At 61.3% G+C, this 26202-nt stretch carries 24 protein-coding genes; 14 read left to right on the top strand and 10 right to left on the bottom strand.

The features are described from left to right. Positions 1 to 175: 175 nt before the first annotated feature. Positions 176 to 1096 carry an ornithine carbamoyltransferase gene (gene argF, locus J1G34_RS15515; protein WP_065885995.1) on the top strand — a complete coding sequence of 307 codons (921 nt, stop codon included), beginning with the start codon at positions 176 to 178 and terminating at the stop codon, positions 1094 to 1096. Then, on the top strand, positions 1093 to 2136 hold the full coding sequence (locus tag J1G34_RS15520) for an ABC transporter ATP-binding protein (RefSeq protein ID WP_065891905.1): 1044 nt from the start codon (positions 1093 to 1095) through the stop codon (positions 2134 to 2136). Before argF ends, J1G34_RS15520 begins: the two co-directional genes overlap by 4 nt. A gap of 147 nt (positions 2137 to 2283) precedes the next feature. Here J1G34_RS15520 and ybaK read toward each other — a convergent pair whose 3' ends face one another. Continuing rightward, a complete protein-coding gene (gene ybaK, locus J1G34_RS15525; protein WP_222994301.1) occupies positions 2284 to 2754 on the bottom strand; it encodes a Cys-tRNA(Pro) deacylase in 471 nt (156 codons plus the stop codon). Positions 2755 to 3079: 325 nt separating this feature from the next. Between ybaK and J1G34_RS15530 the strand changes: the two genes are divergently transcribed. From J1G34_RS15530 to J1G34_RS15580, 11 genes are all read left to right on the top strand, one after another. Continuing rightward, the gene (locus J1G34_RS15530) at positions 3080 to 3934 is read left to right on the top strand and encodes an MIP/aquaporin family protein (RefSeq protein ID WP_222994302.1); all 855 of its coding nucleotides are present in this window, start codon (positions 3080 to 3082) and stop codon (positions 3932 to 3934) included. A gap of 76 nt (positions 3935 to 4010) precedes the next feature. Beyond that, positions 4011 to 5516, top strand: coding sequence for a glycerol kinase GlpK (gene glpK, locus J1G34_RS15535; protein WP_065891902.1), 1506 nt, complete (start codon positions 4011 to 4013; stop codon positions 5514 to 5516). A gap of 83 nt (positions 5517 to 5599) precedes the next feature. Further along, positions 5600 to 6355 carry a DeoR/GlpR family transcriptional regulator gene (locus tag J1G34_RS15540; RefSeq protein WP_222994303.1) on the top strand — a complete coding sequence of 252 codons (756 nt, stop codon included), beginning with the start codon at positions 5600 to 5602 and terminating at the stop codon, positions 6353 to 6355. Between the two features lie 223 nt (positions 6356 to 6578). After that, on the top strand, positions 6579 to 8117 hold the full coding sequence (gene glpD / locus J1G34_RS15545) for a glycerol-3-phosphate dehydrogenase (RefSeq protein WP_222994304.1): 1539 nt from the start codon (positions 6579 to 6581) through the stop codon (positions 8115 to 8117). Between the two features lie 378 nt (positions 8118 to 8495). Continuing rightward, positions 8496 to 9422: a glutamate/aspartate ABC transporter substrate-binding protein gene (locus J1G34_RS15550; RefSeq protein ID WP_065885989.1), complete on the top strand. Its 927-nt coding sequence runs from the start codon at positions 8496 to 8498 to the stop codon at positions 9420 to 9422. Positions 9423 to 9615: 193 nt separating this feature from the next. Then, entirely contained in the window at positions 9616 to 10362 is a 747-nt protein-coding gene (locus J1G34_RS15555; protein WP_065885988.1) for an amino acid ABC transporter permease, read from the top strand. Beyond that, positions 10362 to 11033 (top strand): amino acid ABC transporter permease, encoded by a 672-nt coding sequence (locus J1G34_RS15560; protein WP_046071144.1) that lies wholly within the window; start codon positions 10362 to 10364, stop codon positions 11031 to 11033. Before J1G34_RS15555 ends, J1G34_RS15560 begins: the two co-directional genes overlap by 1 nt. After that, positions 11030 to 11764, top strand: a complete 735-nt coding sequence (locus J1G34_RS15565) for an amino acid ABC transporter ATP-binding protein (RefSeq protein ID WP_065885987.1) — start codon at positions 11030 to 11032, stop codon at positions 11762 to 11764. The genes J1G34_RS15560 and J1G34_RS15565 overlap by 4 nt, the downstream gene beginning before the upstream one ends. Before the next feature lie 157 nt (positions 11765 to 11921). Continuing rightward, on the top strand, positions 11922 to 13823 hold the full coding sequence (gene aauS / locus J1G34_RS15570; RefSeq protein WP_065937227.1) for a two-component sensor histidine kinase AauS: 1902 nt from the start codon (positions 11922 to 11924) through the stop codon (positions 13821 to 13823). 2 nt (positions 13824 to 13825) lie between these two features. Further along, positions 13826 to 15157, top strand: coding sequence for a two-component response regulator AauR (aauR, locus tag J1G34_RS15575; protein ID WP_459077113.1), 1332 nt, complete (start codon positions 13826 to 13828; stop codon positions 15155 to 15157). Continuing rightward, positions 15157 to 15495 carry a GlpM family protein gene (locus tag J1G34_RS15580; RefSeq protein ID WP_065891898.1) on the top strand — a complete coding sequence of 113 codons (339 nt, stop codon included), beginning with the start codon at positions 15157 to 15159 and terminating at the stop codon, positions 15493 to 15495. The genes aauR and J1G34_RS15580 overlap by 1 nt, the downstream gene beginning before the upstream one ends. A gap of 122 nt (positions 15496 to 15617) precedes the next feature. Here J1G34_RS15580 and J1G34_RS15585 read toward each other — a convergent pair whose 3' ends face one another. From J1G34_RS15585 to J1G34_RS15610, 6 genes are all read right to left on the bottom strand, one after another. Then, positions 15618 to 17015: a sigma-54-dependent transcriptional regulator gene (locus J1G34_RS15585; protein ID WP_222994306.1), complete on the bottom strand. Its 1398-nt coding sequence runs from the start codon at positions 17013 to 17015 to the stop codon at positions 15618 to 15620. Beyond that, the gene (locus J1G34_RS15590) at positions 17005 to 18783 is read right to left on the bottom strand and encodes a sensor histidine kinase (protein WP_222994307.1); all 1779 of its coding nucleotides are present in this window, start codon (positions 18781 to 18783) and stop codon (positions 17005 to 17007) included. Before J1G34_RS15590 ends, J1G34_RS15585 begins: the two co-directional genes overlap by 11 nt. Further along, positions 18783 to 19907, bottom strand: a complete 1125-nt coding sequence (locus tag J1G34_RS15595; RefSeq protein WP_065891895.1) for a GNAT family N-acetyltransferase — start codon at positions 19905 to 19907, stop codon at positions 18783 to 18785. Before J1G34_RS15595 ends, J1G34_RS15590 begins: the two co-directional genes overlap by 1 nt. A gap of 138 nt (positions 19908 to 20045) precedes the next feature. Continuing rightward, positions 20046 to 20894 (bottom strand): alpha/beta hydrolase, encoded by an 849-nt coding sequence (locus J1G34_RS15600; RefSeq protein ID WP_222994308.1) that lies wholly within the window; start codon positions 20892 to 20894, stop codon positions 20046 to 20048. Next, positions 20891 to 22285, bottom strand: a complete 1395-nt coding sequence (locus tag J1G34_RS15605) for an aspartate aminotransferase family protein (protein WP_065885979.1) — start codon at positions 22283 to 22285, stop codon at positions 20891 to 20893. The genes J1G34_RS15600 and J1G34_RS15605 overlap by 4 nt, the downstream gene beginning before the upstream one ends. Beyond that, positions 22278 to 22982, bottom strand: a complete 705-nt coding sequence (locus J1G34_RS15610) for an HAD-IB family phosphatase (RefSeq protein ID WP_065885978.1) — start codon at positions 22980 to 22982, stop codon at positions 22278 to 22280. The genes J1G34_RS15605 and J1G34_RS15610 overlap by 8 nt, the downstream gene beginning before the upstream one ends. A gap of 229 nt (positions 22983 to 23211) precedes the next feature. Between J1G34_RS15610 and J1G34_RS15615 the strand changes: the two genes are divergently transcribed. Then, the gene (locus J1G34_RS15615; protein WP_065937224.1) at positions 23212 to 23982 is read left to right on the top strand and encodes a MipA/OmpV family protein; all 771 of its coding nucleotides are present in this window, start codon (positions 23212 to 23214) and stop codon (positions 23980 to 23982) included. 157 nt (positions 23983 to 24139) lie between these two features. Here the strand turns inward: J1G34_RS15615 and J1G34_RS15620 are convergent, their stop codons facing one another. Genes J1G34_RS15620 through J1G34_RS15630 form a run of 3 tightly spaced genes read right to left on the bottom strand, consistent with a single transcriptional unit; the run spans position 24140 to position 25838 of the window. Continuing rightward, positions 24140 to 24544 carry a DMT family transporter gene (locus tag J1G34_RS15620; RefSeq protein ID WP_065885976.1) on the bottom strand — a complete coding sequence of 135 codons (405 nt, stop codon included), beginning with the start codon at positions 24542 to 24544 and terminating at the stop codon, positions 24140 to 24142. Further along, positions 24541 to 24921: a DMT family transporter gene (locus J1G34_RS15625; protein WP_065885975.1), complete on the bottom strand. Its 381-nt coding sequence runs from the start codon at positions 24919 to 24921 to the stop codon at positions 24541 to 24543. The genes J1G34_RS15620 and J1G34_RS15625 overlap by 4 nt, the downstream gene beginning before the upstream one ends. Continuing rightward, positions 24918 to 25838 carry an arginase family protein gene (locus tag J1G34_RS15630; RefSeq protein WP_065894034.1) on the bottom strand — a complete coding sequence of 307 codons (921 nt, stop codon included), beginning with the start codon at positions 25836 to 25838 and terminating at the stop codon, positions 24918 to 24920. Before J1G34_RS15630 ends, J1G34_RS15625 begins: the two co-directional genes overlap by 4 nt. Positions 25839 to 26202: the final 364 nt, after the last annotated feature.

Raw genomic sequence — 26202 nt, forward strand, 5'->3', positions numbered from 1 at the left:
CCTGCTTGAACACCTCTAAAAATCGTAGCCCTATTGGTAAGACGCGACATTTAATGTCAATATCGCGCCTCCCCCTATTTCGTCGCCCCGTGCGGCTTTCGCCGCAGGTCTCGCCCGTTGTCACAATAAACAAGGCTTTGAGTATCTGCGGTCTGTTGCAAAAAGGTAGTTAATGATGAGCGCAAGGCACTTTCTCTCCCTGATGGATTGCACGCCCGAAGAGCTGGTCAGCGTGATCCGTCGAGGCATTGAGCTTAAAGACCTGCGTAACCGCGGCGTACTGTTTGAGCCTTTGAAAAATCGCGTGCTCGGGATGATTTTCGAGAAGTCCTCGACCCGCACCCGCCTGTCTTTCGAAGCCGGCATGATTCAGCTGGGTGGCCAGGCTATCTTCCTGTCGCCACGCGATACCCAATTGGGCCGTGGCGAGCCGATCAGCGATTGCGCCATCGTGATGTCGCGCATGCTCGACGCCGTGATGATCCGTACCTTCGCCCACAGCACCCTGACCGAATTTGCCGCCAACTCGCGCGTGCCGGTGATCAACGGCCTGTCCGATGACCTGCACCCGTGCCAGTTGCTGGCCGACATGCAAACCTTCCTCGAACACCGCGGCTCGATCCAGGGCAAGACCGTGGCCTGGGTCGGCGACGGCAACAATATGTGCAACAGCTATATAGAAGCGGCCATCCAGTTCGACTTCCACCTGCGCATCGCCTGCCCCGAGGGTTACGAACCCAGCGCCGAGTTCATGGCCAAGGCCGATGGCCGTGTGCAACTGCTGCGCGATCCGAAAGACGCGGTGGTCGGCGCCCATCTGGTCAGCACCGACGTTTGGACCTCCATGGGCCAGGAAGACGAAACCGCCAGGCGCCTGGCCCTGTTCGCGCCATTCCAGGTGACCCGCGCCCTGCTCGACCTGGCCGCGCCGGACGTGTTGTTCATGCACTGCCTGCCCGCCCACCGTGGCGAGGAAATCAGCCTGGACCTGCTCGACGACCCGCGCTCGGTCGCCTGGGACCAGGCCGAAAACCGCCTGCATGCGCAAAAGGCCCTGCTCGAATTCCTCGTGCCGCCGTCGTATCACCACGCATGAGCCAGCCATTACTGCTGAGCCTGCGCAACCTGGCATGCGGCTATCAAGATCAACGGGTGGTGCAGAACCTCAACCTGCACCTCAACGCGGGCGACATCGGCTGCCTGCTCGGCTCCTCGGGCTGCGGCAAGACCACCACCCTGCGCGCCATTGCCGGGTTCGAGCCGGTGCACGAAGGCGAAATCAGCCTGGCGGGCGAAGTGATCTCCAGTGCCGGTTTCACGCTGGCGCCGGAGAAACGTCGTATCGGCATGGTGTTCCAGGATTACGCGTTGTTTCCTCATCTGAGCGTGGCCGACAACATCGCCTTCGGCATCCGCAAGCACCCGCACAAAGAGCGTGTGGTCGCCGAGTTGCTGGAACTGGTCAACCTCAAAGACTTGGGCAAACGCTTCCCCCACGAGCTTTCCGGTGGCCAGCAACAACGCGTCGCCCTCGCCCGCGCCCTGGCGCCGGAACCGCAATTGCTGCTGCTGGACGAGCCGTTTTCCAACCTGGATGGCGAACTGCGGCGCAAGCTCAGCCATGAAGTGCGCGACATTCTCAAGGCGCGCGGCACCAGTGCGATCCTGGTCACCCATGATCAAGAGGAAGCCTTCGCCGTCAGCGACCATGTGGGCGTTTTCAAGGAGGGTCGTCTTGAGCAATGGGATACGCCCTACAACCTCTATCACGAGCCGCAGACGCCGTATGTGGCGAGCTTTATCGGCCAGGGCTATTTCATTCGCGGGCAATTGAGCTCGCCCGAGTCCGTCAGCACCGAGCTGGGCGAGCTGCGTGGCAACCGTGCCTATACCTGGCCGACCGGTGGCGCGGTGGATGTATTGCTGCGACCGGATGACATCGTCTACGCGCCGGACAGTGCGCTGAAAGCGCGGATTGTCGGCAAGACCTTCCTCGGCGCGTCAACGCTATACCGCCTGCAACTTGCGACGGGCGCGCAGTTGGAGTCGATTTTTCCCAGCCATGTCGATCAGCAGGTCGGGGCGGATGTGGGCATTCGAGTGGCTGCCGAGCATCTGGTGCTGTTCCAGGCGTAAGCAGCTACCTGAAAAAACTGGTTTAAACCTGTAGGAGCGAGCTTGCTCGCGAAAAACTCACAGGCACCGCGTTCATTCAGGAAGTACGCGTTATCGTTGACGTTTTTCGCGAGCAAGCTCGCTCCTACTGGCATTAGGGCGAGCCCATCAGGCCCGGCCAATCGGCGCGAACCTGGCTTGGGTATGTTCAGCCAACACCTCGGCCGGCAGCTCAACTTCCAGCCCGCGCCGGCCAGCACTGACAAAAATCGTTGCAAACGGCTGCGCGCTCACATCGATGAACGTGCGCAAACGCTTCTTTTGCCCCAAGGGGCTGATACCGCCCAATAGATACCCGGTGGAACGCTGCGCGGCCGCCGGGTCAGCCATTTCGACTTTCTTGACGCCTGCCGCATTCGCCAGGGCTTTGAGATCAAGACTTCCGACGACCGGCACCACCGCCACCAGCAATTCACCCTTCTCACTGCTGGCCAGCAACGTCTTGAACACCTGCGCCGGGTCGAGGCCCAATTTTTCCGCGGCCTCCAGGCCATACGACGCCGCCTTGGGATCATGTTCATAACTGTGGGTACGATGTTCGGCGCGAACTTTTTTCAACAGGTCCAAGGCAGGCGTCATGTGGGCTCCGAAAGATCAAACTGACCGTCAATTCTAGGCCAAGCCTGCGCAAAACGCTCTAGTACAGTCGCTCAAGCGCATACACAGCTGACTCCTTCGATGATCATTCACCACACCAATAGTTAGGAAATGACCAACCGTTCACTTTCGACCTTTGACAGCGGTCATTCTTGTCTATATTTTTTCGTTTCCGAATGCTGTAGGAATAACTCCCCAGTACTCGAGCAGTAAGCCGTGACCAGGATGGGGATCCTTGCCACGGTGAAAATCGCGCAACCGCCCGTTGAGGCAGTGCGCCAGACAAGAACAACAACTGAGGTTTTCCATGACAACTGCTCTTCAACAGCCCTCACTTTCGAGCCAATGCATGGCCGAATTCCTCGGCACTGCGCTGCTGATCTTCTTCGGTACCGGATGCGTCGCTGCGCTCAAGGTCGCGGGCGCCAGCTTTGGCTTGTGGGAAATCAGCATTATCTGGGGCGTCGGCGTCAGCATGGCGATCTACCTGAGTGCCGGTATTTCCGGGGCTCACCTCAATCCGGCGGTGAGTATCGCCCTGTGCATTTTCGCCGATTTCGAAAAGCGCAAACTGCCCTTCTATATCCTCGCCCAGATCGCCGGGGCCTTCTGTTCCGCCGCATTGGTGTACACGCTCTACAGCAATCTTTTTTTCGATTACGAACAAACTCACCACATGGTGCGTGGGTCCCAGGCCAGCCTGGAATTGGCCTCGGTGTTCTCCACTTATCCCCATGCGCTGCTGAGCACGGCCCAGGCGTTCCTGGTGGAAATGGTCATCACCGCGATCCTGATGGGCGTGATCATGGCCCTGACGGACGATAACAATGGCCTGCCACGTGGCCCGTTGGCTCCGCTGCTGATCGGCCTGCTGATCGCGGTGATTGGCAGCGCCATGGGCCCGCTGACCGGCTTTGCGATGAACCCGGCGCGGGATTTCGGGCCCAAGCTGATGACCTTTTTCGCCGGCTGGGGTGAAATGGCCTTCACTGGCGGCCGCGATATTCCCTACTTCCTGGTACCGATTTTCGCGCCGATTGTCGGCGCATGCCTCGGCGCTGCCGCGTATCGCGGGCTGATTGCCCGTCATCTGCCGAGCGCCGCACCTGCTATAGCTGAAACAAATGACACGGCTGTCAACGGCAAGACCCGTATTTCCTGAAAGCGCCAGCCAGGGTCCCTGCCCTTCGTGACCCCGGCTGATTTCTGACTTCCTTATTTCGTCCAAGGCAATTGACATGACCGACCTTCAGAATAAGAACTACATCATTGCCCTTGATCAGGGCACCACCAGTTCCCGCGCGATCATCTTCGATCGCGACGCCAACGTGGTCTGCACCGCCCAGCGTGAATTCACGCAGCATTACCCGCAAGCGGGCTGGGTCGAGCATGACCCGATGGAAATTTTCGCGACCCAGAGCGCGGTGATGGTCGAAGCGCTGGCGCAGGCCGGCCTGCACCATGACCAGGTCGCCGCCATCGGCATCACCAACCAGCGTGAAACCACCGTCGTGTGGGACAAAGTCACCGGCCGCCCGATCTACAACGCAATCGTCTGGCAATGCCGCCGTAGCACCGAGATCTGCCAGCAGCTCAAACGTGACGGCCACGAGCAATACATCAATGACACCACCGGCCTGGTCACCGACCCGTATTTCTCCGGCACCAAGCTCAAGTGGATCCTCGACAACGTCGAAGGCAGCCGCGAGCGTGCGCGTAACGGCGAACTGCTGTTCGGCACCATCGACAGCTGGCTGATCTGGAAATTTACCGGCGGCAAGACCCACGTCACCGACTACACCAACGCCTCGCGCACCATGCTCTTCAACATCCACACGCTGGAGTGGGATGCGAAGATGCTGGAGATCCTCGACGTACCGCGCGAAATGCTGCCGCAAGTGAAGTCGTCGTCGGAAATCTACGGCCGTACCAAAAGCGGCATCGCCATCGGCGGCATCGCGGGTGACCAACAGGCTGCCCTGTTCGGCCAGATGTGCGTCGAAGCCGGCCAGGCCAAGAACACCTACGGCACCGGTTGCTTCCTGCTGATGAACACCGGCGACAAAGCGGTGAAATCCAAGCACGGCATGCTCACCACCATCGCCTGCGGCCCCCGTGGCGAAGTGGCTTATGCCCTGGAAGGCGCGGTATTCAACGGCGGCTCCACCGTACAGTGGTTGCGTGACGAGCTGAAGATCATCGCCGATGCCACCGACACCGAATACTTCGCCGGCAAGGTCAAGGACAGCAACGGCGTGTACCTGGTGCCCGCGTTCACCGGCCTGGGCGCGCCGTACTGGGACCCGTACGCCCGTGGCGCACTGTTCGGCCTGACCCGTGGCGTACGCGTGGATCACATCATTCGTGCTGCCCTGGAGTCGATTGCCTACCAGACCCGCGACGTGCTCGACGCCATGCAGCAGGACTCCGGCGAACGCCTCAAGGCCCTGCGCGTGGACGGCGGTGCGGTGGCCAACAACTTCCTCATGCAGTTCCAGGCCGACATCCTCGGCACCCAGGTCGAGCGCCCGCAGATGCGCGAGACCACCGCACTCGGCGCGGCCTACCTGGCCGGCCTGGCGTGCGGCTTCTGGAGCAGCCTGGATGAGTTGCGCGGCAAGGCGGTCATCGAGCGCGAGTTCGAACCGCAACTGGACGAGGGCGCCAAGGAAAAGCTCTACGCCGGCTGGCAAAAAGCGGTCAGCCGCACCCGTGACTGGGAGCCGCACGAAGGCGCTGAATAAGCCAACCGCAGGTTGTAACTGGCAGGGAGCGGATTCCTGCGTCATCATGGGCCACTTTTGTATGGCAGCCCAAAGGACGCCCCATGAATCTGCCTCCCCGCCAACAACAAATCCTCGAACTGGTCCGCGAACGCGGCTACGTCAGTATCGAGGAAATGGCGCAGTTGTTCGTTGTCACCCCGCAAACCATCCGCCGCGATATTAACCAGCTGGCGGACGCCAATCTGCTGCGCCGCTACCACGGCGGCGCGGCCTATGACTCCAGCGTCGAGAACACCGCGTACGCCATGCGTGCCGACCAGATGCGCGATGAAAAGCAGCGTATCGGCGAAGCCATCGCGGCGCAGATTCCCGATCACGCCTCGTTGTTCATCAATATCGGTACCACCACCGAATCCATCGCCCGCGCGTTGCTCAATCACCATCACCTGAAAATCATCACCAACAACCTCAACGTCGCCACCATGCTCAGTGCTAAGGACGACTTCGACGTGTTGCTGACCGGCGGCAATGTGCGGCGTGACGGCGGTGTGGTTGGCCAGGCCAGCGTCGATTTCATCAACCAGTTCAAGGTCGACTTTGCGCTGGTGGGTATCAGCGGCATCGATGAAGACGGCAGCCTGCTCGACTTCGACTATCAGGAAGTGCGGGTCTCCCAGGCGATTATCGCCAATGCGCGGCAAGTGATCCTGGCGGCGGACTCCAGCAAATTCGGGCGCAACGCCATGATTCGCTTGGGACCGATCAGCCTGGTGGACTGCCTGGTGACCGACCTGCAGCCGGTGCCGGCGCTGGTGCAGGTGTTGAATGAGCATAAGGTTCGTCTGGAAGTCGTCTGACTTCTCGTTCCCACGCTCTGCGTCCGCTGTGACGCAGAGCGTCATAGGCTGAATTCCCACGCGGAGCGTGGGAACTATCGGTTCACAAATTTTCCTTTCCCCGCCCTTCGATGAGTTTTTTCAATCGAAGTCGGCTGGCTGTGCCCGCATTTATCAGCTACCATTTTCGCAAATGAACATTAATGTTCGAATTCCAATACGAAAAGATCGCGAGGCCAAGCCGATGAACCCTTCTACCTTGCCTGCCCCACCGCTTGCCGAAGTCTATGATGTCGCCGTTATCGGCGGCGGGATCAATGGCGTCGGCATTGCAGCAGACGCAGCCGGTCGCGGTTTGTCGGTATTCCTTTGCGAAAAGGACGACCTGGCCAGCCACACCTCGTCAGCCAGCAGCAAACTGATCCACGGTGGCTTGCGCTACCTGGAACACTACGAGTTCCGTCTGGTACGCGAGGCCCTGGCCGAGCGCGAAGTACTGCTGGCGAAGGCGCCGCACATCGTCAAGCAGATGCGCTTCGTGCTGCCGCACCGTCCGCACCTGCGCCCGGCCTGGATGATTCGTGCCGGCCTGTTCCTGTATGACCACTTGGGCAAGCGCGAGAAACTGGCCGGTTCCAAAAGCCTCAAGTTCGGCGCCGACAGCCCGCTGAAAAGCGAAATCACCAAAGGCTTCGAATACTCCGACTGCTGGGTCGACGACGCCCGCCTGGTGGTGCTCAATGCCATGGCCGCACGCGAGAAAGGCGCCCATATCCACACCCAGACTCGCTGCATCAGTGCACACCGCAGCAACGGCCTGTGGGAAATGAACATGGAGCGCGCCGATGGCAGCCTGTTCTCGATCCGCGCCCGTGCACTGGTAAACGCCGCAGGCCCGTGGGTCGCCAAGTTCATCAAGGAGGATCTGAAGCTGGATTCGCCTTACGGTATCCGCCTGATCCAGGGCAGCCACCTGATCGTGCCGAAACTCTACGAAGGGGCGCATGCGCACATCCTGCAGAACGAGGACCAGCGCATCGTCTTCACGATTCCGTACCTGAATCACCTGACCATCATCGGCACCACCGACCGTGAATACACCGGCGATCCGGCGAAAGTGGCTATCACCGAAGGTGAAACCGACTACATGCTCAAGGTGGTCAACGCACACTTCAAGAAACAGCTGAGCCGTGACGACATCGTGCACACCTATTCGGGCGTACGTCCGTTGTGCAACGACGAATCGGATAACCCGTCGGCCATTACCCGCGACTACACCCTGTCGCTGTCCGGCGCTGCCGGCGAGGCACCGATCCTGTCGGTGTTCGGCGGCAAGCTGACCACGTATCGCAAGCTGGCTGAATCGGCCATGGCGCAACTGGCGCCGTACTTCACGCAAATGCGCCCAAGCTGGACCGCCAAGGCCAGCCTGCCCGGCGGCGAAGACATGACCACGCCAGAAGCCCTGGCCGAGGCCATTCGCAGCAAGTTCGACTGGCTGCCAGGCGAAATCGCCCGTCGCTGGTCGACCACCTACGGCAGCCGCACCTGGCGCCTGCTGGAAGGTGTGCAGACCCAGGCCGACCTGGGTGAGCACCTGGGAGGCGGGCTCTACACCCGCGAAGTCGATTACCTGTGTGCTGAAGAATGGGTGACGCAGCCTCAGGACGTGCTGTGGCGCCGTACCAAGCTGGGCCTGTTCACCACGGCGGCGGAACAGGACAACCTGCAACGCTACCTGTCCCGGGTTGAACAGAACCGCAGCAAGATCGAAGCGGCCTGACCCCCTCCCAACACTGTAGGAGCGAGCTTGCTCGCGAAAAACCCGAGAGCGCCGCGTTTATGCAGAATAACCGCGGCGCTTTTGCGTTTTTCGCGAGCAAGCTCGCGCCTACCGTCAGCGGATGTGACATTCGGTTTTCCGAACGTTATACCTCCTCTCTATTCGGTTAGCCGTACCTGCGATGCAGACAGCGACTGTCACACAAAGTTAATTTCCATGTAATTCAATACGTTAAGCTTTTGTTTTCGGTATGGCACGACTCATGCTCTACACTTCCTGACGATTGCCCGAGACGCCTCAGGAGCCGTCAAGGCATTCGCTGTACAAGAGAGCCGTTTAGCTGGCTTCATAAAAAAAACAAATGTCGAGGAAGTATTGATGCGCATCGTTCCCCATATCCTGGGCGCAGCTATCGCTGCTGCTCTGATCAGCACTCCAGTTTTCGCCGCCGAACTCACCGGCACGCTGAAGAAAATCAACGACTCCGGCACTATTACTCTCGCTCACCGCGACAGCTCCATCCCGTTTTCCTACATTGCCGATGGTTCGGGCAAGCCTGTCGGCTACTCCCACGACATTCAGCTGGCCGTCGTTGAAGCCCTGAAGAAGGACCTGAACAAGCCAGACCTGAAGGTCAAGTACAACCTGGTGACCTCGCAAACGCGCATCCCGCTGATCCAGAACGGCACTGCGGACCTTGAGTGCGGCTCGACCACCAACAACGCCGAACGCGCCCAGCAAGTTGACTTCACCACCAACATCTTCGAAATCGGCACCCGCCTGCTGGTCAAGAAAGACAAGGAAGGTAAGCCGTCCTACGCCGACTTTGCCGACCTGAAAGGCAAGAACGTCGTGACCACCGCCGGCACCACGTCCGAGCGCATCATCAAGGCGATGAACGCCGACAAGCAGATGGGCATGAACGTCATCTCCGCCAAAGACCATGGCGAATCCTTCCAGATGCTCGAAAGCGGCCGCGCCGTAGCGTTCATGATGGACGACGCCCTGCTGGCCGGTGAAGAAGCCAAGGCCAAGAAGCCGGACGACTGGGTCATCACCGGTACTCCGCAGTCCTTCGAAGCCTATGCCTGCATGGTTCGCAAAGGCGACCCGGACTTCAAGAAGGCCGTGGATGACGCCATTGTCAGCCTGTACAAGTCCGGCGAAATCAACAAGATCTACGCCAAATGGTTCGAAAGCCCGATCCCACCGAAAGGCCTGAACCTCAACTTCCCGATGAGCGACAAGGTCAAGGAGCTGATTGCCAACCCAAGCGACAAACCAGCGCCAGAAGTAAAAATCTGATACCTGACTAAGCTAATCCCCTGAGGGAGCCACCCCTCCCTCAGGCGTCTGTTACTACCTGCTGGCTTTAACTTGGAACACTCGACCTGGCGGTTTTCGAGCCGATCGTGTGTGCCTGGCGTTCAACGTCAGGTGGGAAATGGCATTCCCCAAGCGGGTGCTTGTACATCGATCGATTTCGGGGGAGACCCTAATGAATTACAACTGGGACTGGAGCGTGTTCTTCAAGTCCACTGGCGTTGGCAGCGAGACTTATCTCGACTGGTACATCGCCGGCCTGGGCTGGACCATCGCCATCGCTGTCGTGGCATGGATTGTCGCCTTGCTGCTGGGCTCCATTCTGGGAGTCATGCGCACCGTGCCAAACCGCCTCGTCGCGGGCATCGCGACCTGCTACGTGGAACTGTTTCGAAACGTGCCGCTGCTGGTTCAGCTGTTTATCTGGTACTTCCTGGTACCCGACCTGCTGCCGCAGAACCTGCAGGACTGGTACAAGCAAGACCTCAACCCGACCACCTCGGCCTACCTGAGCGTCGTCGTGTGCCTGGGCCTGTTCACCGCCGCCCGTGTGTGTGAGCAAGTGCGCACCGGCATCCAGGCGCTGCCCCGTGGCCAGGAAGCCGCAGCTCGCGCCATGGGTTTCAAGCTGCCGCAGATCTACTGGAACGTGCTGCTGCCCCAAGCCTACCGCATCATCATTCCGCCGCTTACCTCCGAATTCCTCAACGTGTTCAAGAACTCCTCCGTGGCGTCCCTGATCGGCTTGATGGAACTGCTGGCACAAACCAAGCAGACCGCCGAGTTTTCGGCCAACCTGTTTGAAGCCTTCACCCTGGCCACGCTGATCTACTTCACCCTGAACATGAGCCTGATGCTGCTGATGCGCGTGGTCGAGAAGAAAGTCGCAGTGCCCGGCCTGATCTCCGTGGGGGGTAAATAATGGACTTCGATTTCAGCGGGATCATCCCCGCGATCCCGGGCCTGTGGAACGGCATGGTCATGACCCTGCAACTGATGGTCATGGGCGTGGTCGGCGGCATCATCCTGGGCACGATCCTGGCGCTGATGCGCCTGTCGTCCAGCAAGCTGCTGTCCCGCGTGGCCGGCGCCTATGTGAACTACTTCCGTTCGATCCCGCTGCTGCTGGTCATCACCTGGTTCTACCTGGCGGTGCCCTTCGTGCTGCGCTGGATCACCGGCGAAGATACGCCGATCGGCGCGTTCACTTCGTGCGTCGTGGCGTTCATGATGTTCGAAGCGGCGTACTTCTGTGAAATCGTGCGGGCCGGCGTGCAGTCGATCCCCAAGGGACAGATGGCTGCCGCTCAGGCGATGGGCATGACGTACGGCCAGACCATGCGCCTGATCATCCTGCCCCAGGCGTTCCGCAAGATGACGCCGTTGCTGCTGCAGCAGTCGATCATCCTGTTCCAGGACACCTCGCTGGTCTACACCGTGGGCCTGGTGGACTTCCTCAACTCCGCCCGCTCCAACGGCGACATCATCGGCCGCTCCAATGAGTTCCTGATCTTCGCCGGTGTCGTCTACTTCATCATCAGCTTTTCCGCCTCGCTGCTGGTCAAGCGTCTGCAAAAAAGGTTTGCCGTATGATCTCTATCAAGAACATCAACAAGTGGTATGGCGACTTCCAGGTGCTGACCGACTGCAGCACCGAGGTTAAAAAAGGCGAAGTGATCGTGGTGTGCGGGCCGTCCGGCTCGGGCAAATCCACGCTGATCAAGTGCGTCAACGCGCTGGAACCGTTCCAGAAGGGCGACGTCGTCGTGGACGGCACCTCGATTGCCGACCCGAAGACCAACCTGCCGAAACTGCGCTCGCGCGTGGGCATGGTGTTCCAGCACTTCGAGTTGTTCCCGCACCTGACCATCACCGAAAACCTGACCATCGCGCAGATCAAGGTGCTTGGTCGCAGCAAGGAAGAAGCCACCCAGAAGGGCCTGCAACTGCTTGAGCGCGTAGGCCTGTCGGCCCATGCCCACAAGCACCCGGGGCAACTGTCCGGTGGCCAGCAGCAACGTGTCGCGATTGCCCGCGCCCTGGCCATGGACCCGATCGTCATGCTGTTCGACGAACCGACCTCGGCGCTGGACCCGGAAATGGTCAACGAAGTGCTCGACGTGATGGTGCAACTGGCCCACGAAGGCATGACCATGATGTGCGTGACCCACGAAATGGGCTTTGCGCGCAAAGTGGCCGACCGCGTGATCTTCATGGACGCCGGCAAGATCATCGAAGACTGCCCGAAAGAAGAATTCTTCGGCGACATCAGCGCCCGCTCCGAACGTGCGCAGCACTTCCTTGAGAAAATCCTGCAGCACTAAAAGCAACTCGCTTCTCCCCTGTAGGAGCGAGCTTGCTCGCGAAAGACGACAACGTTAACGCGTGTATCCAGAATTAACGCGGTGCCTTTGAGTTTTTCGCGAGCAAGCTCGCTCCTACAGTTGGCAGGCGAGAAGTAGCTGACCCAAGGCATCTGTGATGAAATGCGACCCCACTCAATATCGCGCCGCGCCGCCATCACTTGCCGTGAAGCCTCGTCTGATACGCCAACTGTTCCTGCCACCGTTGATCATCGCCCTGATGATCGGCCTGGGTTTTATCGGCTTCTGGGTCAGTGAGTACTACGGCATCCGCACCCTCAGCGACAATAGCGGACGCCAGCTGGAGCTACATGCCCGCACCGTCGAAAGCGAACTGAGCAAATACACCTACCTGCCCAGCCTGCTCGAGCTCGAATCCAGCGTTTCGCTGCTCCTGGCCGATCCCAACCAGGAAACCCGCAAGACCGTCAACGATTACCTCGAAGGCCTGAACCGCCGCAGCCGCAGCCGGGCCATCTACGTCATGGACACCACCGGTCGGGTACTGGCCACCAGTAACTGGCGCGACGCCGACAGTTATCAGGGTGAAGACCTGTCCTTTCGCGCCTATTTCCAGAACGCCGTACGCGGCCAGCCCGGTCGTTTCTACGGCATTGGCAGCACCAATGGCGAACCCGGCTATTACCTGGCCCACGGCCTGGAAGAGCACGGCAAGATCATCGGCGTCGCCGTGGTCAAGGTGCGCCTGGAAGCGCTTGAGGAACGCTGGCAGCGCGCGCGCCTCGAAGCCTTCGTCAGTGACGAAAACGGCATCATTATCCTGTCCAGTGACCCGGCCCGCCGTCTCAAGGCGGTGCGCCCCCTGAGCGATGACACCAGGGACCGACTGGCGCACAGCCTGCAATATTACTGGGCGACCCTGAGTGCGCTGGAGCCCCTGGCCCGCGAGCGCTTGAACGAAGGCAGCGAAAAGCTGACCTTCCCGGCCAACAGCGAAGTGGTCAGCGACAAGCACGAAGTCAGCTACCTGGCGCAAACCCGCCCGCTGAATGACACGCCGTGGAATTTCACCCTGCTTACCCCGCTCAATGACCTGCGCCGCGCCGCGATCAACCAGGGCATCCTGGTCGCCGTCGCGTTCGGCCTGGTCGCGTTTTTGCTGATTGCCTGGAACGAGCGGCGCAAGGTCATCGCCACCCGCCTCGCCGCGCGCGAAGCCCTGCAGGAAGCCAACAGCCAGTTGGAGCGACGGATTGCCGAACGCACCGCCGACCTGCGCGCCAGCAACGATCGCCTCAAGGGCCAGATCCGCGAACGGCGCCAGGCCGAAGAGACTTTGCGCCACGCCCAGGACGAGCTGGTGCAGGCCGGCAAACTTGCGGCAATCGGCCAGATGTCCACCAGCATCGCCCACGAATTGAACCAACCCCTGGCCGCGCTGCGCACCCTGTCCGGCAACACCGTGCGTTTCCTCGAACGCGGGGCCCTGGACACCGCGAGCGCCAACCTCAAGACCATCAACGAACTGATCGACCGCATGGGCCGCATCACCGCCAGCCTGCGCTCGTTTGCCCGGCGCGGTGACGACCAGGGCGAGGCGAGCCTGGCCAAGGCCGTGGACGCCGCGTTCCAGGTGCTCGGCGCGCGCCTGGACAGCGTGCCGCTGGCCGTGCACCGTGAGTTCGCCAATGTCCAGTTGCAGATCGACCAGACGCGCCTGGAGCAGATCCTGGTCAACCTGATCGGCAACGCCCTCGACGCGATGCAGGCGCAACCGGCGCCGCAGTTGTGGCTCGAAGGCCACAGTGCCGAGGGCAAGTATCGCCTGCGGGTGCGCGATAATGGCCACGGCATTGACCCCGAGGCGCGCAAGCATCTGTTCGAGCCGTTCTTTACCACCAAACCCGGCGAGCAAGGCCTGGGCCTGGGCCTGACCTTGTCTGCAAGCCTCGCGGCGGCCACCGGCGGCAGCCTGGCGGTGGAACATCCGGCCAGTGGTGGTACCGCGTTTGTCCTGAACCTGCCGTTGGCGGGCGCCGAAAAAGTTGAGTCGACATGAATATGCAAGCCCAAGCCCTCACTGTTCTGATCGTCGAAGATGACCCCCATGTGCTGCTCGGTTGCCAGCAAGCCCTGGCGCTGGAAGACATTCCCAGCGTTGGCGTGGGCAGCGCTGAAGAAGCCTTGACGCACATCGGCGAGAACTTCGCCGGGATTGTCATCAGCGATATCCGCCTGCCGGGCATCGATGGGCTGGAGTTGCTGACCCGCCTCAAGGCGCTGGATAAAAGCCTGCCGGTGGTGCTGATCACCGGGCATGGCGACATCTCCATGGCGGTCGGTGCCATGCGCAACGGCGCCTACGATTTCATGGAAAAGCCCTTCTCCCCCGAGCGCCTGGTGGACGTTGCCCGGCGCGCCCTGGAGCAGCGCGGGCTGGCGCGGGAAGTCTGGTCGCTGCGCCGCCAGCTGGCCGAACGCGACTCACTGGAGGGTCGCATCATCGGGCACTCGCCGGCCATGCAGGCCCTGCGCGAACTGATCGCCAACGTCGCCGACACCTCGGCCAACGTGCTGATCGAAGGCGAAACCGGCACCGGCAAGGAGCTGGTCGCGCGTTGCCTGCATGACTTCAGCCGGCGCCATTCCCACCCGTTCGTCGCACTGAACTGCGGTGGGCTGCCGGAGAATCTGTTCGAAAGCGAGATATTCGGCCACGAAGCCAACGCCTTCACAGGCGCCGGCAAGCGCCGCATCGGCAAGATCGAGCACGCCCATGAGGGCACGCTGTTTCTCGATGAAGTGGAAAGCATGCCGATCAACCTGCAGATCAAACTGTTGCGGGTGCTGCAGGAACGCACCCTCGAACGCCTGGGTTCGAACCAGAGCGTGGCCGTGGACTGCCGGGTGATCGCCGCCACCAAGTCCGACCTCGACGAACTGAGCCGCGCCAGCCAATTCCGCAGCGACCTGTACTACCGGCTCAATGTGGTCACCCTGGAACTGCCGCCCCTGCGCGAGCGCCGTGAAGACATCCTGCAGTTGTTCGAACACTTCCTGCAGCAATCCTCGCTGCGCTTTGATCGCACCGCGCCGGAACTGGACAACCAGACGCTGTCGAGCCTGATGAGCCACGATTGGCCGGGCAACGTACGCGAACTGCGCAACGTCGCCGAACGCTTCGCCCTGGGCCTGCCCGCGTTCAAGAAAAGCGGCTCGGGCGGCAGCACCCAGGGCCTGGCCTTTACCGAGGCGGTGGAAGCCTTCGAGCGCAACTTGCTCAACGATGCCCTGCAACGCAGCGGCGGCAACCTGACCCAGGCCAGCCAGGAACTGGGGATGGCCAAGACCACGCTGTTCGACAAGGTCAAGAAATACGGGTTGAGTCACTGATGGATCTATTTCTGAAAGCCGCGCTTGGCGCTGCGGTAGTGCTGATATTGGCGGCACTGGCCAAGACCAAAAATTATTACATCGCAGGCTTGGTGCCGCTGTTTCCCACCTTTGCGCTGATCGCCCACTACATCGTCGGCAAGGGCCGCTCCGTGGAGGACCTGAAGACCACGATACTGTTCGGGATGTGGTCGATCATTCCGTACTTTGTGTACCTGGCCACGTTGTATGTGGTGGTGGATCGGATGCGGCTGGAGGCGTCGCTGGCAGTCGCCGCAGTCGCTTGGTTGATGGCCGCGACGATACTGGTCAGCATCTGGGTACGCGTCCACACCTGACACACCACAGTCCAACTGTGGGAGGGGGCTTGCCCCCGATAGCGGTGGGTCAGTTGAAGATAAGGTGACTGACACACCGCAATCGGGGGCAAGCCCCCTCCCACAGTTTCAATCACATTCGGTCAGCGGACTATTTTGTCGACCTGGATGCCAAGCTTCTTCAGGCGGTACCAGAAACTGCGCTCTGAAATCCCGATGCGCTGCGCCGCGGCGGCCTGTACCCCGTTGCTCTCCTGCAAGGCCGCCAGGATGTACGACTTCTCCACCTCCGCCAGCGCCGCATCCAGGTCATGCGGTACACCCGGCCCATCAGCCAGGATTGTCGCCGCGCCGGCCTCGGCGGGCCTGGAGGCGAACAGGTAACCCGGCAAATCGATATCTTCGATCACCGGCGACGCCGCCACGATGGTCGCCCGCTCCACGCAGTTTTGCAGCTCGCGGATATTGCCCGGCCAGTGGTACGCCGCCATGGCCTGCAAGGCTTCGGGGCTGAACCCGCTGATGCGTTTGCCGGTGGTCGCGCTGAGGGTGCGGGCGAAGTGCCGGGCCAGGGGCGTGATATCTTCCACACGCTCGCGCAGGGCCGGCAGCGGAATCGGGAAGACATTCAGGCGGTAATACAGGTCTTCGCGAAACTCCTTGTTGGCCACGGCGTCCAGCAGGTTCTTGTTGGTGGCGGCGATCACCCGCACGTCCACCTTGCGCTCGCGGGGGTCGCCCACCGGTTCGATAACCCGTTCCTGCAAGGCGCGCAGGATCTTGGCCTGCAAGGCCAACGGCATATCACCGACCTCATCGAGGAACAGCGTGCCCTTGTCGGCCTGCATGAAGCGCCCTACCCGATCAGCCACCGCGCCGGTGAACGCGCCTTTGCGATGACCGAACATCTCGCTTTCCAGCAAACCTTCAGGAATCGCCGCGCAATTGACCGCCACGAACGGCTGGTCGGCACGGCTGCCGTGCTTGTGAATGGCGCGGGCGACCATTTCCTTGCCGGTGCCGCTTTCGCCGGTCAGCAGGATGGTTGCGCTGCTGTCGCGCACCGAGTCCACCGCTTGCAGCACTTTGCGAAACGCCGGGCTGTCGCCCACCAGGCTGTCGAACTGGGCGTGCTCATCCAGCTCGGCGCGCAGCCGTGCGTTATCGCGCATGATGTCGCGAAATTGCAGGGCCTTGGCCACGGTGATATCGAGCTCGTCGATATCGAACGGCTTGGCAATGTAGTCGTAGGCGCCATTGCGCATCGATTGCACGGCATTTTTCACCGTGCTGTAGGCCGTCATCACGATCACCGGCACGTTTGGATAGCGCTGCTTGATCTCGGCCAGCAATGCCGGCCCGTCCATGCCCGGCATGCGCCAGTCGCTGATGACCAGGTCGATGTCCTCCTGCTCCAGCACTTTGAGCGCGTGCAGGCCATTGCCGGCGGTAAACACCTGGATGCCGTTCTGGCTCAGTGCGGACGACAGCAGTTCACAGAGCTTGGGCTCGTCATCGACCACCAATACGTTATGCGTCATGCCCGTCCTCATCCTCGCCGTTGTCTTCACCGTTAGCCGGAATGTACAGGTTGAAGGTGGCGCCGGCATCTTTCTCGGTGACGCACTCGATGCTGCCGTCGTGACTTTCCATGATCGAATAGACCTTGGCCAGGCCCAGGCCTGTGCCCGAGGCCTTGGTGGTGACAAAGGGCGTGAAGATGCGCTCGACCATATCCGCCGGGATGCCCTCGCCGGTATCGGCGATGCTGATCACGGTATTGTCGCCTGCGCTGCGGATACCCAGGGTGAGGCGCCCGCCTTCGGGCATCGCGTCGATGGCGTTGAGAATCAGGTTGAGACAGGCCTGCTTGAGCTGCTTGGCGTCCGCGTAGATCGTGGCGTCGGGCGCCTGGTCGTCAATCTGGGCGTCGATGTTGTGGGTACTCAATTCCGGGGCGCAGAAACCGAGGATTTCCTCCACCAGCGAGCGTGCCGGTTGCAGGACGCGCATCGGCGGATTGGGCTTGGCGAAATCGAGGAATTCGGTGATCAGTTCGTTGATCCGGCTGACCTCGCTGATGACGTACTCCAGGTGGCGCTTGTCGGTGTCCGGCAGGTCGGCGCGACGATGCAGCAGTTGGGTGGCGGTCTTGATGATGCCCAGCGGGTTGCGGATTTCATGGGCCAGGCCCATGGCGACTTCACCCAGGGCATGCAGACGGTCACGCCGGCGTAGCTGGGCTTCCAGATGATGCAATTCGCCCAGCCGTGCAGTCATGTGGTTGAACGTGCTGCTCAGTTGCGCCAGTTCGTCGCCGCCGCTGACCACGACGCGGTGCGTGTAGTTGCCGGAGATCACCGCGTTCACGCCCTGGGACAAGTCGCGCAGCGGCTGGGTCAGGCGTCGTGACACCCACATGCCTGCGGCCAGCGACAGCGCCGAGCTGACCAGGAAAATCAGCAGGAACAAATTGCTCTGGTTCACCAGCCCCACCAGGCTCGTGTGGCGCAGCAGGCCGCTGAAGATCACACCTTGCAGCTCGCCGTCGTCGTTGAAGATCGGCCAGTACAAGCCGCTGTACTGAGTGGTGAACTGCTCGCTCGGCTGCCGGGTGCTGCGCAGCTCGGCTTCGACGTCTTTGGGAATGCGCGACGGGTGATTTTCGAAACGCTGAGTCGAGAATATCTCGGAAAACCCCGACGGGTTGGCCAGGTACAAGCGCAGGTCGAGGGAATGCACGTCGGCCACGCTGGTAAGGAAACTGCTGTCCAGGTAAGTCGCCACCAGCAGCACATAATCGACCCCATCGCGGGTGGTCTCGAAGGTCGACACCACCAGGCCTGTGCTCACACCGGCCACCTGTATGGTCTGCAACACCGCATTGCTGGTCAGGCTGATCTGCTTGACGATATCGTCGGCGGCGGTGCTGAACAGCACCTTGCGGTCGCTGGTACGAATCAGTGCCACCACATCGATGTCGGTGGCGCTGGCGATGTCGGCGGTGAGCTGGTCATGCCGTTCAGCCTGCCTGGATGAAGGTGGGCTGGCGTAGCGCAGGAACAGCTTGGCCATGCGCGCGTTATCGTGAAGGATATCGCCGATCTCGTCCTTGACGATCTTGGTCGACTCCTGCAGCCAGATGCGCACGTTACTGTCGAAAATCTGCGACAGCGTGGTGGCGGCCAGTTCCGCCGCGATCATGGTCGGGATCACGCTGACCAGCCAGAAGGCCAGCACCAGCTTGCGCTGCACGCTCCAGCGTGAAATGGCAAAGGGGCGGGCTTTCTGGCGGGTCTTGGTAATCATCAGGTTTCGCTTATCGCAGCAGCCATGGCAGGGTCGGAACGGTCCGGTCGGATAAACAGTTTTACAAGCGCGAGCAGGCCGTTGACCAGCCGATTGCGGTGGCGGAAAAACAGGCTGTTGCCCTGGAACTGGCAACCCAGGCGCAGTTTACTGGCATAACCGGCCTGGCCGCATTCGTACAGCGCAATATTGTGTTGAATACAGTAGTCGACATTGGTCAGCCAGCTGCGAAAGTACAGGTTGTACTCACGGCTGAACGTGATGTCATGCCCGAAAAACTTGTCGATCAGCCGATGCTCGTCAAGCAGCATCAGGTTGAACGCCACCAGGTGCTCGTCCACCCAGTAAAGAACACACACCGCACGCTCTTGCAGTTGCTCGAGAATCCCCGTGAAGTAACCGGCGGGCAGGCGTTCGAACTGCAAGTCCGCGCGTGTGAGTGTCGCTTCATAGAGGCGCATCACCTCGGGCAGCACGTCATCGATGTTGTGCCGCCACTCCACCCGTGGCCCCGGCGCGCGCAGTTTGCGCCGCAGGTCCTTGCGGGTGGATTTGCCCAGCGAGCCCAGGTAGGCATCCACCGAACCATAGGGTAGCGGCAACACGCCGGTGGGCAGGCTCGGCATGCTTTGAAAGCCTGCGGCGCGACAACTCTGGGCCCAGTGCGCATCGTGGGTCGGTGCGTCCTTGACCGCCAGCAGGCCGATGCCGAACCCGTCGGCATCGCGCCGCGCCGCGATGAGCAATTGCTCGAGCAACAGGGGCCTGCGCCCCTCGGGCACGTGGCTGGCGACACCCGCGTCACACCGTTCGGCCACCGGCGAGCCGATCGCGTACAGGGCCAACTGCAAGGCCCCCGGCCACAGGCGTTGCAAGCGCTCGGTCAAGCGTTTGCCGACCCCGGACACCGTGGTGTCGAGGCGATAATGGGTCATGAACGCGACCGCCACGGCCACCAGCGTTTGATCTTCGTAGACGGCCAGGTAACGCCACTGGAAGTCATCGATCGCGGCGTTTTCCACGGCGAGGTAATAGTCCCAGTCCTCCAGGGCACCGGGGAAACAGTCATTCCAGGCATCGCGCTGGATAGCCCGGATAGACGGGTAGGCTTGGGTGGTTATCACAGTTTTTCCTTATCAACACCGCCCCTGCTGCAGGAGCGAGCGTGCTCGCGAAAATCGCGCAGAGACCGCGTTCAGCCTGGCATTACGCGTTATCGTGAACGACCTTCGCGAGCAAGCTCGCTCCTACAGGTCAGCGAATCAGGCCACAAGATTGAGATGCATCGAATGCCGCTCGACAAACTCGGCGCTCAACTCGATCACACGGCGGTATTGCAGGTCGACGGTAATCATGTGATAGCAGTTATCCAGCAGAATCTTGGTCACCGGGCCACCGAGGTGGCGCTCCACGTAATCGGCGTTCCAACGGCTGGTGATGTCGTCCTCGATGGAGTGCAACACCAGCGCCGGTGCCTTGATCGCCGGCATGCGCTTCTTGACCACGGCGTTGAGGCGATGCAACTCGCGCACGGTGACGCCTTCCATGGTCAACAACCCCGCCTCGCTGCTCTCGCCCTCCTTCATCTGCCGCTCGACGACGGCCCGCAGGCGTTCGTTCTTGATGCCATAGGGCGGCTTCTCCTCGAAGCTGCAGACGTGCACGCCGAATGGAATCTTCATCAGCAACGGCGTGAGAAAGGCCAGCTTGTTGATGCTCCAGCCGTCGTACTTCAACGTGGTGGAATACATCAGCAGCCCCGCGACCTGCCCCGGGTGCTCGGCCGCCACGTACATCGACATCACCGCGCCCATGGACAAGCCGCCGACGAACACCTGCGCGTGACGCCGCTTGACCTGTACGAAGGTCTTGCGCACCCCTTCGTACCAATCGCGCCAGCCGGTGGCCTGCAGGTCGCTGTTATCGCCGCAGTGCCCGGCCAGGGTGGGCACGTACACCGTGCAATTGCCCGCCTTGACCAGCCCCCTGGCGACCTGGCGCAATTCCGTTGGAGTGCCGGTCAGGCCGTGAATCAACAGAATCCCGACCGGACCCTCACCGAGAACGAAGCCGGCACCGCCTTCACCGAGGTCGATCTCGCCGGTACTCACCGGTTGGTCGCTCGCACCAGCAGTTGCTCGAGCAGCTTCAGGCCCAGGTCGATTTCCGGGTAGCTGATTTCCAGGGACGGTGCCAGGGTGATCACGTTCTTGTAGTAACCGCCCACGTCGAGGATCAGGCCGAGTTTCTGGCCATCGACCACCATGTCGCCTTTCATGCCTTCCTCGACCATGTAGTCCAGGGTCGCCTTGTCCGGGGCGAAGCCATCCGGCCCGCAGATTTCGCAGCGCAGCGCCAGGCCCAGGCCGTCGACGTCACCGATGATCGGAAAACGTTTCTGCAAGTCCTGCAGGCCTTCGAGGAAGTATTTGCCCTTGGCCATGACCATTGCGCCGTAGTCGATTTCGCTGGTCATCTTGAACATTTCCAGGCCCACCGCCGTGCCCAACGGGTTGGAGGCGAAGGTGGAGTGGGTCGAGCCTGGCGGGAAGATCTTCGGGTTAATCAGCTCTTCTCGGGCCCAGATGCCGCCCAGCGGGTTGAGGCCGTTGGTCAGCGCCTTGCCGAACACGATCACGTCAGGCTGCACGTCGAAGTGCTCGATCGACCAGAGTTTGCCGGTGCGGTAGAAGCCCATCTGGATTTCATCCGAGACCATCAGGATGCCGTGCTGATCCAGGACGTGCTTGAGTTCGCGATAGAAGTTCATCGGCGGGATCACGTAGCCGCCGGTGCCCTGGATCGGCTCCACATAGAACGCCGCGTATTCGCACTGGTTGGTTTTCGGGTCCCAGACGCCGTTGTATTCGGTCTCGAACAAACGCGCGAATTGCTGCACGCACTGGCTGCCGTACTCTTCCTTGGTCATGCCTTTGGGGCCGCGGAAGTGATACGGGAACGGAATGAAGTTGGCGCGCTCGCCAAAGTGGCCGTAGCGACGACGGTAGCGGAAGCTCGACGTGATCGACGAGGCACCGAGCGTACGGCCGTGGTAGCCGCCTTCGAAGGCGAACATCAGGCTCTTGCCGTTGCTGGCGTTGCGCACCACTTTCAACGAGTCTTCGATCGATTGCGAACCGCCGACGTTGAAGTGCACGCGACCGTCGAGGCCGAATTTTTTCTTGGCGTCGACCGCGATCATTTCCGACAGCTCGATCTTGCCTTTGTGCAGGTACTGGCTGGCGATCTGCGGCAGCGTGTCGATCTGCTGTTTCAACGCATTGTTCAGGCGCGGGTTGGCATAACCGAAGTTGACGGCCGAGTACCACATCTGCAGGTCGAGGTAGGCCTGGTCTTCGGTGTCCCACACGTAGGAGCCTTCGCAGCGACTGAAAATACGCGGCGGCTCGATGTAGTGAACGGTGTCGCCGTAGGAACAGTACTTGGCTTCTTTATCCAGAAGGATCTGGTCTTCGGCGGTGGCGATGCGGATATCAGACATGATGGAAGAGGTCCTGAGTGTCGGAAGAGGTGTTGAAAGTCGCGGCGTTGGCGGCGATGCCTTGCGGCAGTTGCGCCAGCAGGGCAGGCACCTCGGCAAAGGTGTCAAAACGCGCATGAGGAATCTGGTGGGCGACGCAATACTCGGCGAGGCTGCCCTTGGCGAACACGAAGTCGGCGGTGGAGGCCACGCACATGTCGGATTTGCCGTCGCCGATCACCAGCACGCGCTTGTTGCCCGGCGTGGACTTGCACTTGCAGTTGCCGGAAGCGGCGCGGCAGGCATCGCTGGCGTACGGAAAGTCGATGCGCCAGCTGTTCTGGTCGATCTGGCGCAGCCGGTTGGCGAGGATCGGCAGCAGAGTCACGTAGTTGCGCGACAGAATACGTGCGATGCCCTGCTCGATGCCGTCGCTGACCACTTCGATGGTCGCGCCCAGGCCCATGACGTGATCGACGAAATCCGGGAAGTCCGGGTCAATCTCGACGCTGTCGAAATACGCCAGCAGTTCGCTGGGGGTGGCCTTGATCAGCGCCAGCTGGCGGCTCAGGCATTCGCGTGAACCGATATGTCCATCCAGCCATTGCTGTTCGATGGTTTCCCACTCGGGGCCGGCGAAGCGTTGGAGGACGTTGTCGATGACATCGGTGGGGGTGATGGTCCCGTCGAAGTCACACACGATATGCCATTGGATCATTGCGTCTACCTTTGGAAAGAGGCGCGCTGTATGCGCTTGCATAACCGGTAGAGCAGGGAGCGTGCCAACAGGCCAGGGCCCAGCGGGGCTGGGGTTTTCTCAGGGTTTGCAGAGGATGTGGGTTCTGCAAGCTACAATTTTTGTAGCTTGCTACAAACAAGATGAGTGCTTGCGCGCGAGGCAGGGTCTGCGCGTTCATGCGCGCATGAACTCATCAGGAAAGCGTGCCATGTCCACCTTCACGTCTGTCGTATGCGCAGGGTTTCTCGGGCTGTGTGGCCTCTCCAGTGCCGCCTGCGCGCAAGGCATCAGCGGCGACGTGGGCGCCGGCCTCAGCTACCAGCCCCATGACCCGACGGGCAGCCGCTACGAAACCCGCCCCGTGCCCTACCTGGACCTGGACTGGGGCGACGTCAGCCTGGGCACCGATGACGGCTTGACCTGGAGCGCGTTGAACGCCCATGGCATCACCGCAGGCCCGTATATCAATTACCTGTCGGGGCGTACGTCCAACGGCGCGCTGCAAGGTCTGCGCAATGTGTCGGACATGGCTGAGGTCGGCGGGTTCGTCCAATACGCCCCGGCCGATTTCTGGCGGGTCTACGCGCAGGTGGGCCAGGCCGTGGGCGGTGGGCATACGCAAAGTGGCGCGCTCGGCAAAGTCGGCGGCGAACTGGGCTATCCACTGGGTGGCGGGATGATCGGCAGCACCGGGCTGGTCGCGCATATTGCCGATGCACGCCAGGCCAATACCTTCTTCGGCGTGGACAACCACGAGGCCGCCGCCACCGGCTTTCGGCCCTACACCGCCAGCGGTGGCGTGCAGAACGTGACGCTGAGCCAGAGCTTCGCGTTCCCGGTGGCAACGCACTGGTCATTGCTGACCAGCGCCAGTTGGGTCCACCTGGTTGGTTCGGCAGCCAAGAGCAGCATCGTCAGGCAGGCCGGCAGCGTCAACCAGCGCCAGGTGCAGACGGCGATCAGCTACAGCTTCAATTAAAAGCCACCACCGATCTACCTGATGTATAGAGATCAACATGTGGGAGGGGGCTTGCCCCCGATGAGGGAGTGTCAGTGAGTGCATCTGCGACTGACCCATCGCCATCGGGGGCAAGCCCCCTCCCACATGTTGAACCGAGTTCGACCTACCAGACCGGTCAGTTCTCTTCTCCCTCCGCCAACAGCGCAATCCCCGCCACAATCACCGCCACACCCACCCAGTGCAAAACGCTGATGTGCTCCCCCAGCCCAAGCCAGGACCCCAGCAACACCGCCACAAACACCAGCGAACTCAGCGGAAAGGCCAAAGACAAACTGCTGCGCCGCAGGATCAGCATCCACACAAAAAAAGCGCCGAGATAACTGGCAATCGCCGCCAGAATCCCGGGGTTGCGCGCCACCTGTGTCAGCCACTGCCAGTTGAAATCCATCTGGCCCAATTGATCACCGGCCACCTTGGTAAACAGTTGCCCGGCACTTTCAGTGGCGATCAACAGCGCCCACAGCACCAACGTGCCAAGACGCCCATGCAGCCAGCCCGTATCGAGGGTTTGCGTACTCATGCCTGGCCTCCCGCAATCGCCACCAACATCACACCGAAAGTAATCACCAGCGTGCCCAGCCAACGCCGTCGGCTGACGGTTTCCTTGAGCACGACCCTGCCCGCCAGCACCACCAGGCAATAGGCCAACGCCGCCAGCGGAAACAGCAGGCTCAACGGCGCACGGGACAAAGCTTCGAGCCAGACGAAAAACTCGATCACATAAGCCCCGACGCCGGCCCAGAGCAGCGGCGCATTGAACACCTGGCCCCAGAACGCGCGCAGGCGAAAACCGCCCTCAAGTTGCGGTAAACGGTCCACGCCCAGCTTGAAACACAACTGGCCAATCACATCGAGAACAATCGAAAACGCCAGCAACAGCACCACGGTCAGGGTCACGGGAACAGCTCCTCAAACAGGTCGATCAAGGCTTCATTGGTCGCCGCATTGCGCTGCAAATCCTGCGCGCTCCACCGCTCGGGCGGTGGCTGGTCGGACTTGGCCTCCCAGCGCTTGAAGGCGTTGCTGAAGGCCGGCGGCGCAAACTCGCCGCACACGTCGATGCCAAGGATGCGTTTATGCGCCGCCAACGCCCGCAGGGCCTGGAGCAAGTGGCTCAGGCGCATGCCACCCTGGTCCCAATTGGTGGCGGCGTCTTCGCTGGCCAGTACGTCTTTATCGATGGTGATCCAGATCGCTTCGGTGGGCAGGCTGGCGATCATCTCCTTGAGGAAGGCCGCCCAATCCAGTTCCGCCAGGTTGCGCCAGTGCAGGTGGTTTTCCTGCTGTTGGTGCCCGGCGCCATCGCCGATCCGCCCCCACACCTGCGACGGCGGGTGCTGCCAGGGAAACAGCTGCAATTGCCCGCGCTTGAGGGCGCCAAGGTTACCGCCGCGCAGTTGCGGGTTATGCAGGTCGTCACTGCAAGGCCCCAGGGTGACGATGCGTTTGATCGCCGGCATTTTCAGCGCGCGGTTGACCCACGAACCACAGTGACGCTTGGGCGCAAAGCGCACCCAGTCGGGGTGGTTGTCGAAGTGGATAAGGCTGACGGGCTCCTTCAGGTCGGCCAGGAACGCCGGCGTGAGGTGGTGGTAGTCGCCGGAGCCGACGAACAGGATTTCCGGGCGTGCATTGCTGGGCCGTGGCCGTTGGGCCAGGCGCTCGACAAAGCGCTTCCAGGTTTTTTCCGTGGACCACAGGCGCAGTTTCGGGCCCAGGTCCAGCAGGTCGAGGCGCGTCGCCCGGCCGCTGGCCAACCGCCGGGCAATCGGCGCCTGACCGGTGAGGCTGTGGTCGAGGTCAAGAATGTTCAAGGTAATGTTTCACCCCTAATGGCAGCGCCCAGCCGCAGACCGGGTGGGCTTTAGGGGGTCAATGCAAGGGGCGGGCCAGCTAAATATTCAAACCTGCACAGATCACAATGTGTGAGGGGGCTTGCTCCCGTGACGGCCGCATTAGCCAACGCGTGTCTACCTGACGCTCCGAGGTCCAAATGTGGGAGGGGCGGTGCGACGATTCGACTTGCCCCCGATGGCGGCCTCGGGGCCGACCAGTCTGGATCAGGCAGAGTACATATCCGTTTCTGCGGTCACGGCCACTTAGGGTTCCGCCCTTACGGCGGCTCACTTTTGAAAAGCGCAAAAGTAAGCAAAACGCTCTTGCCCCACCACTCGGCAC

It is taken from the genome of Pseudomonas sp. Wu6 (assembly GCF_019891515.1).
GTDB classification, from domain to species: Bacteria; Pseudomonadota; Gammaproteobacteria; order Pseudomonadales; family Pseudomonadaceae; genus Aquipseudomonas; species Aquipseudomonas orientalis_A.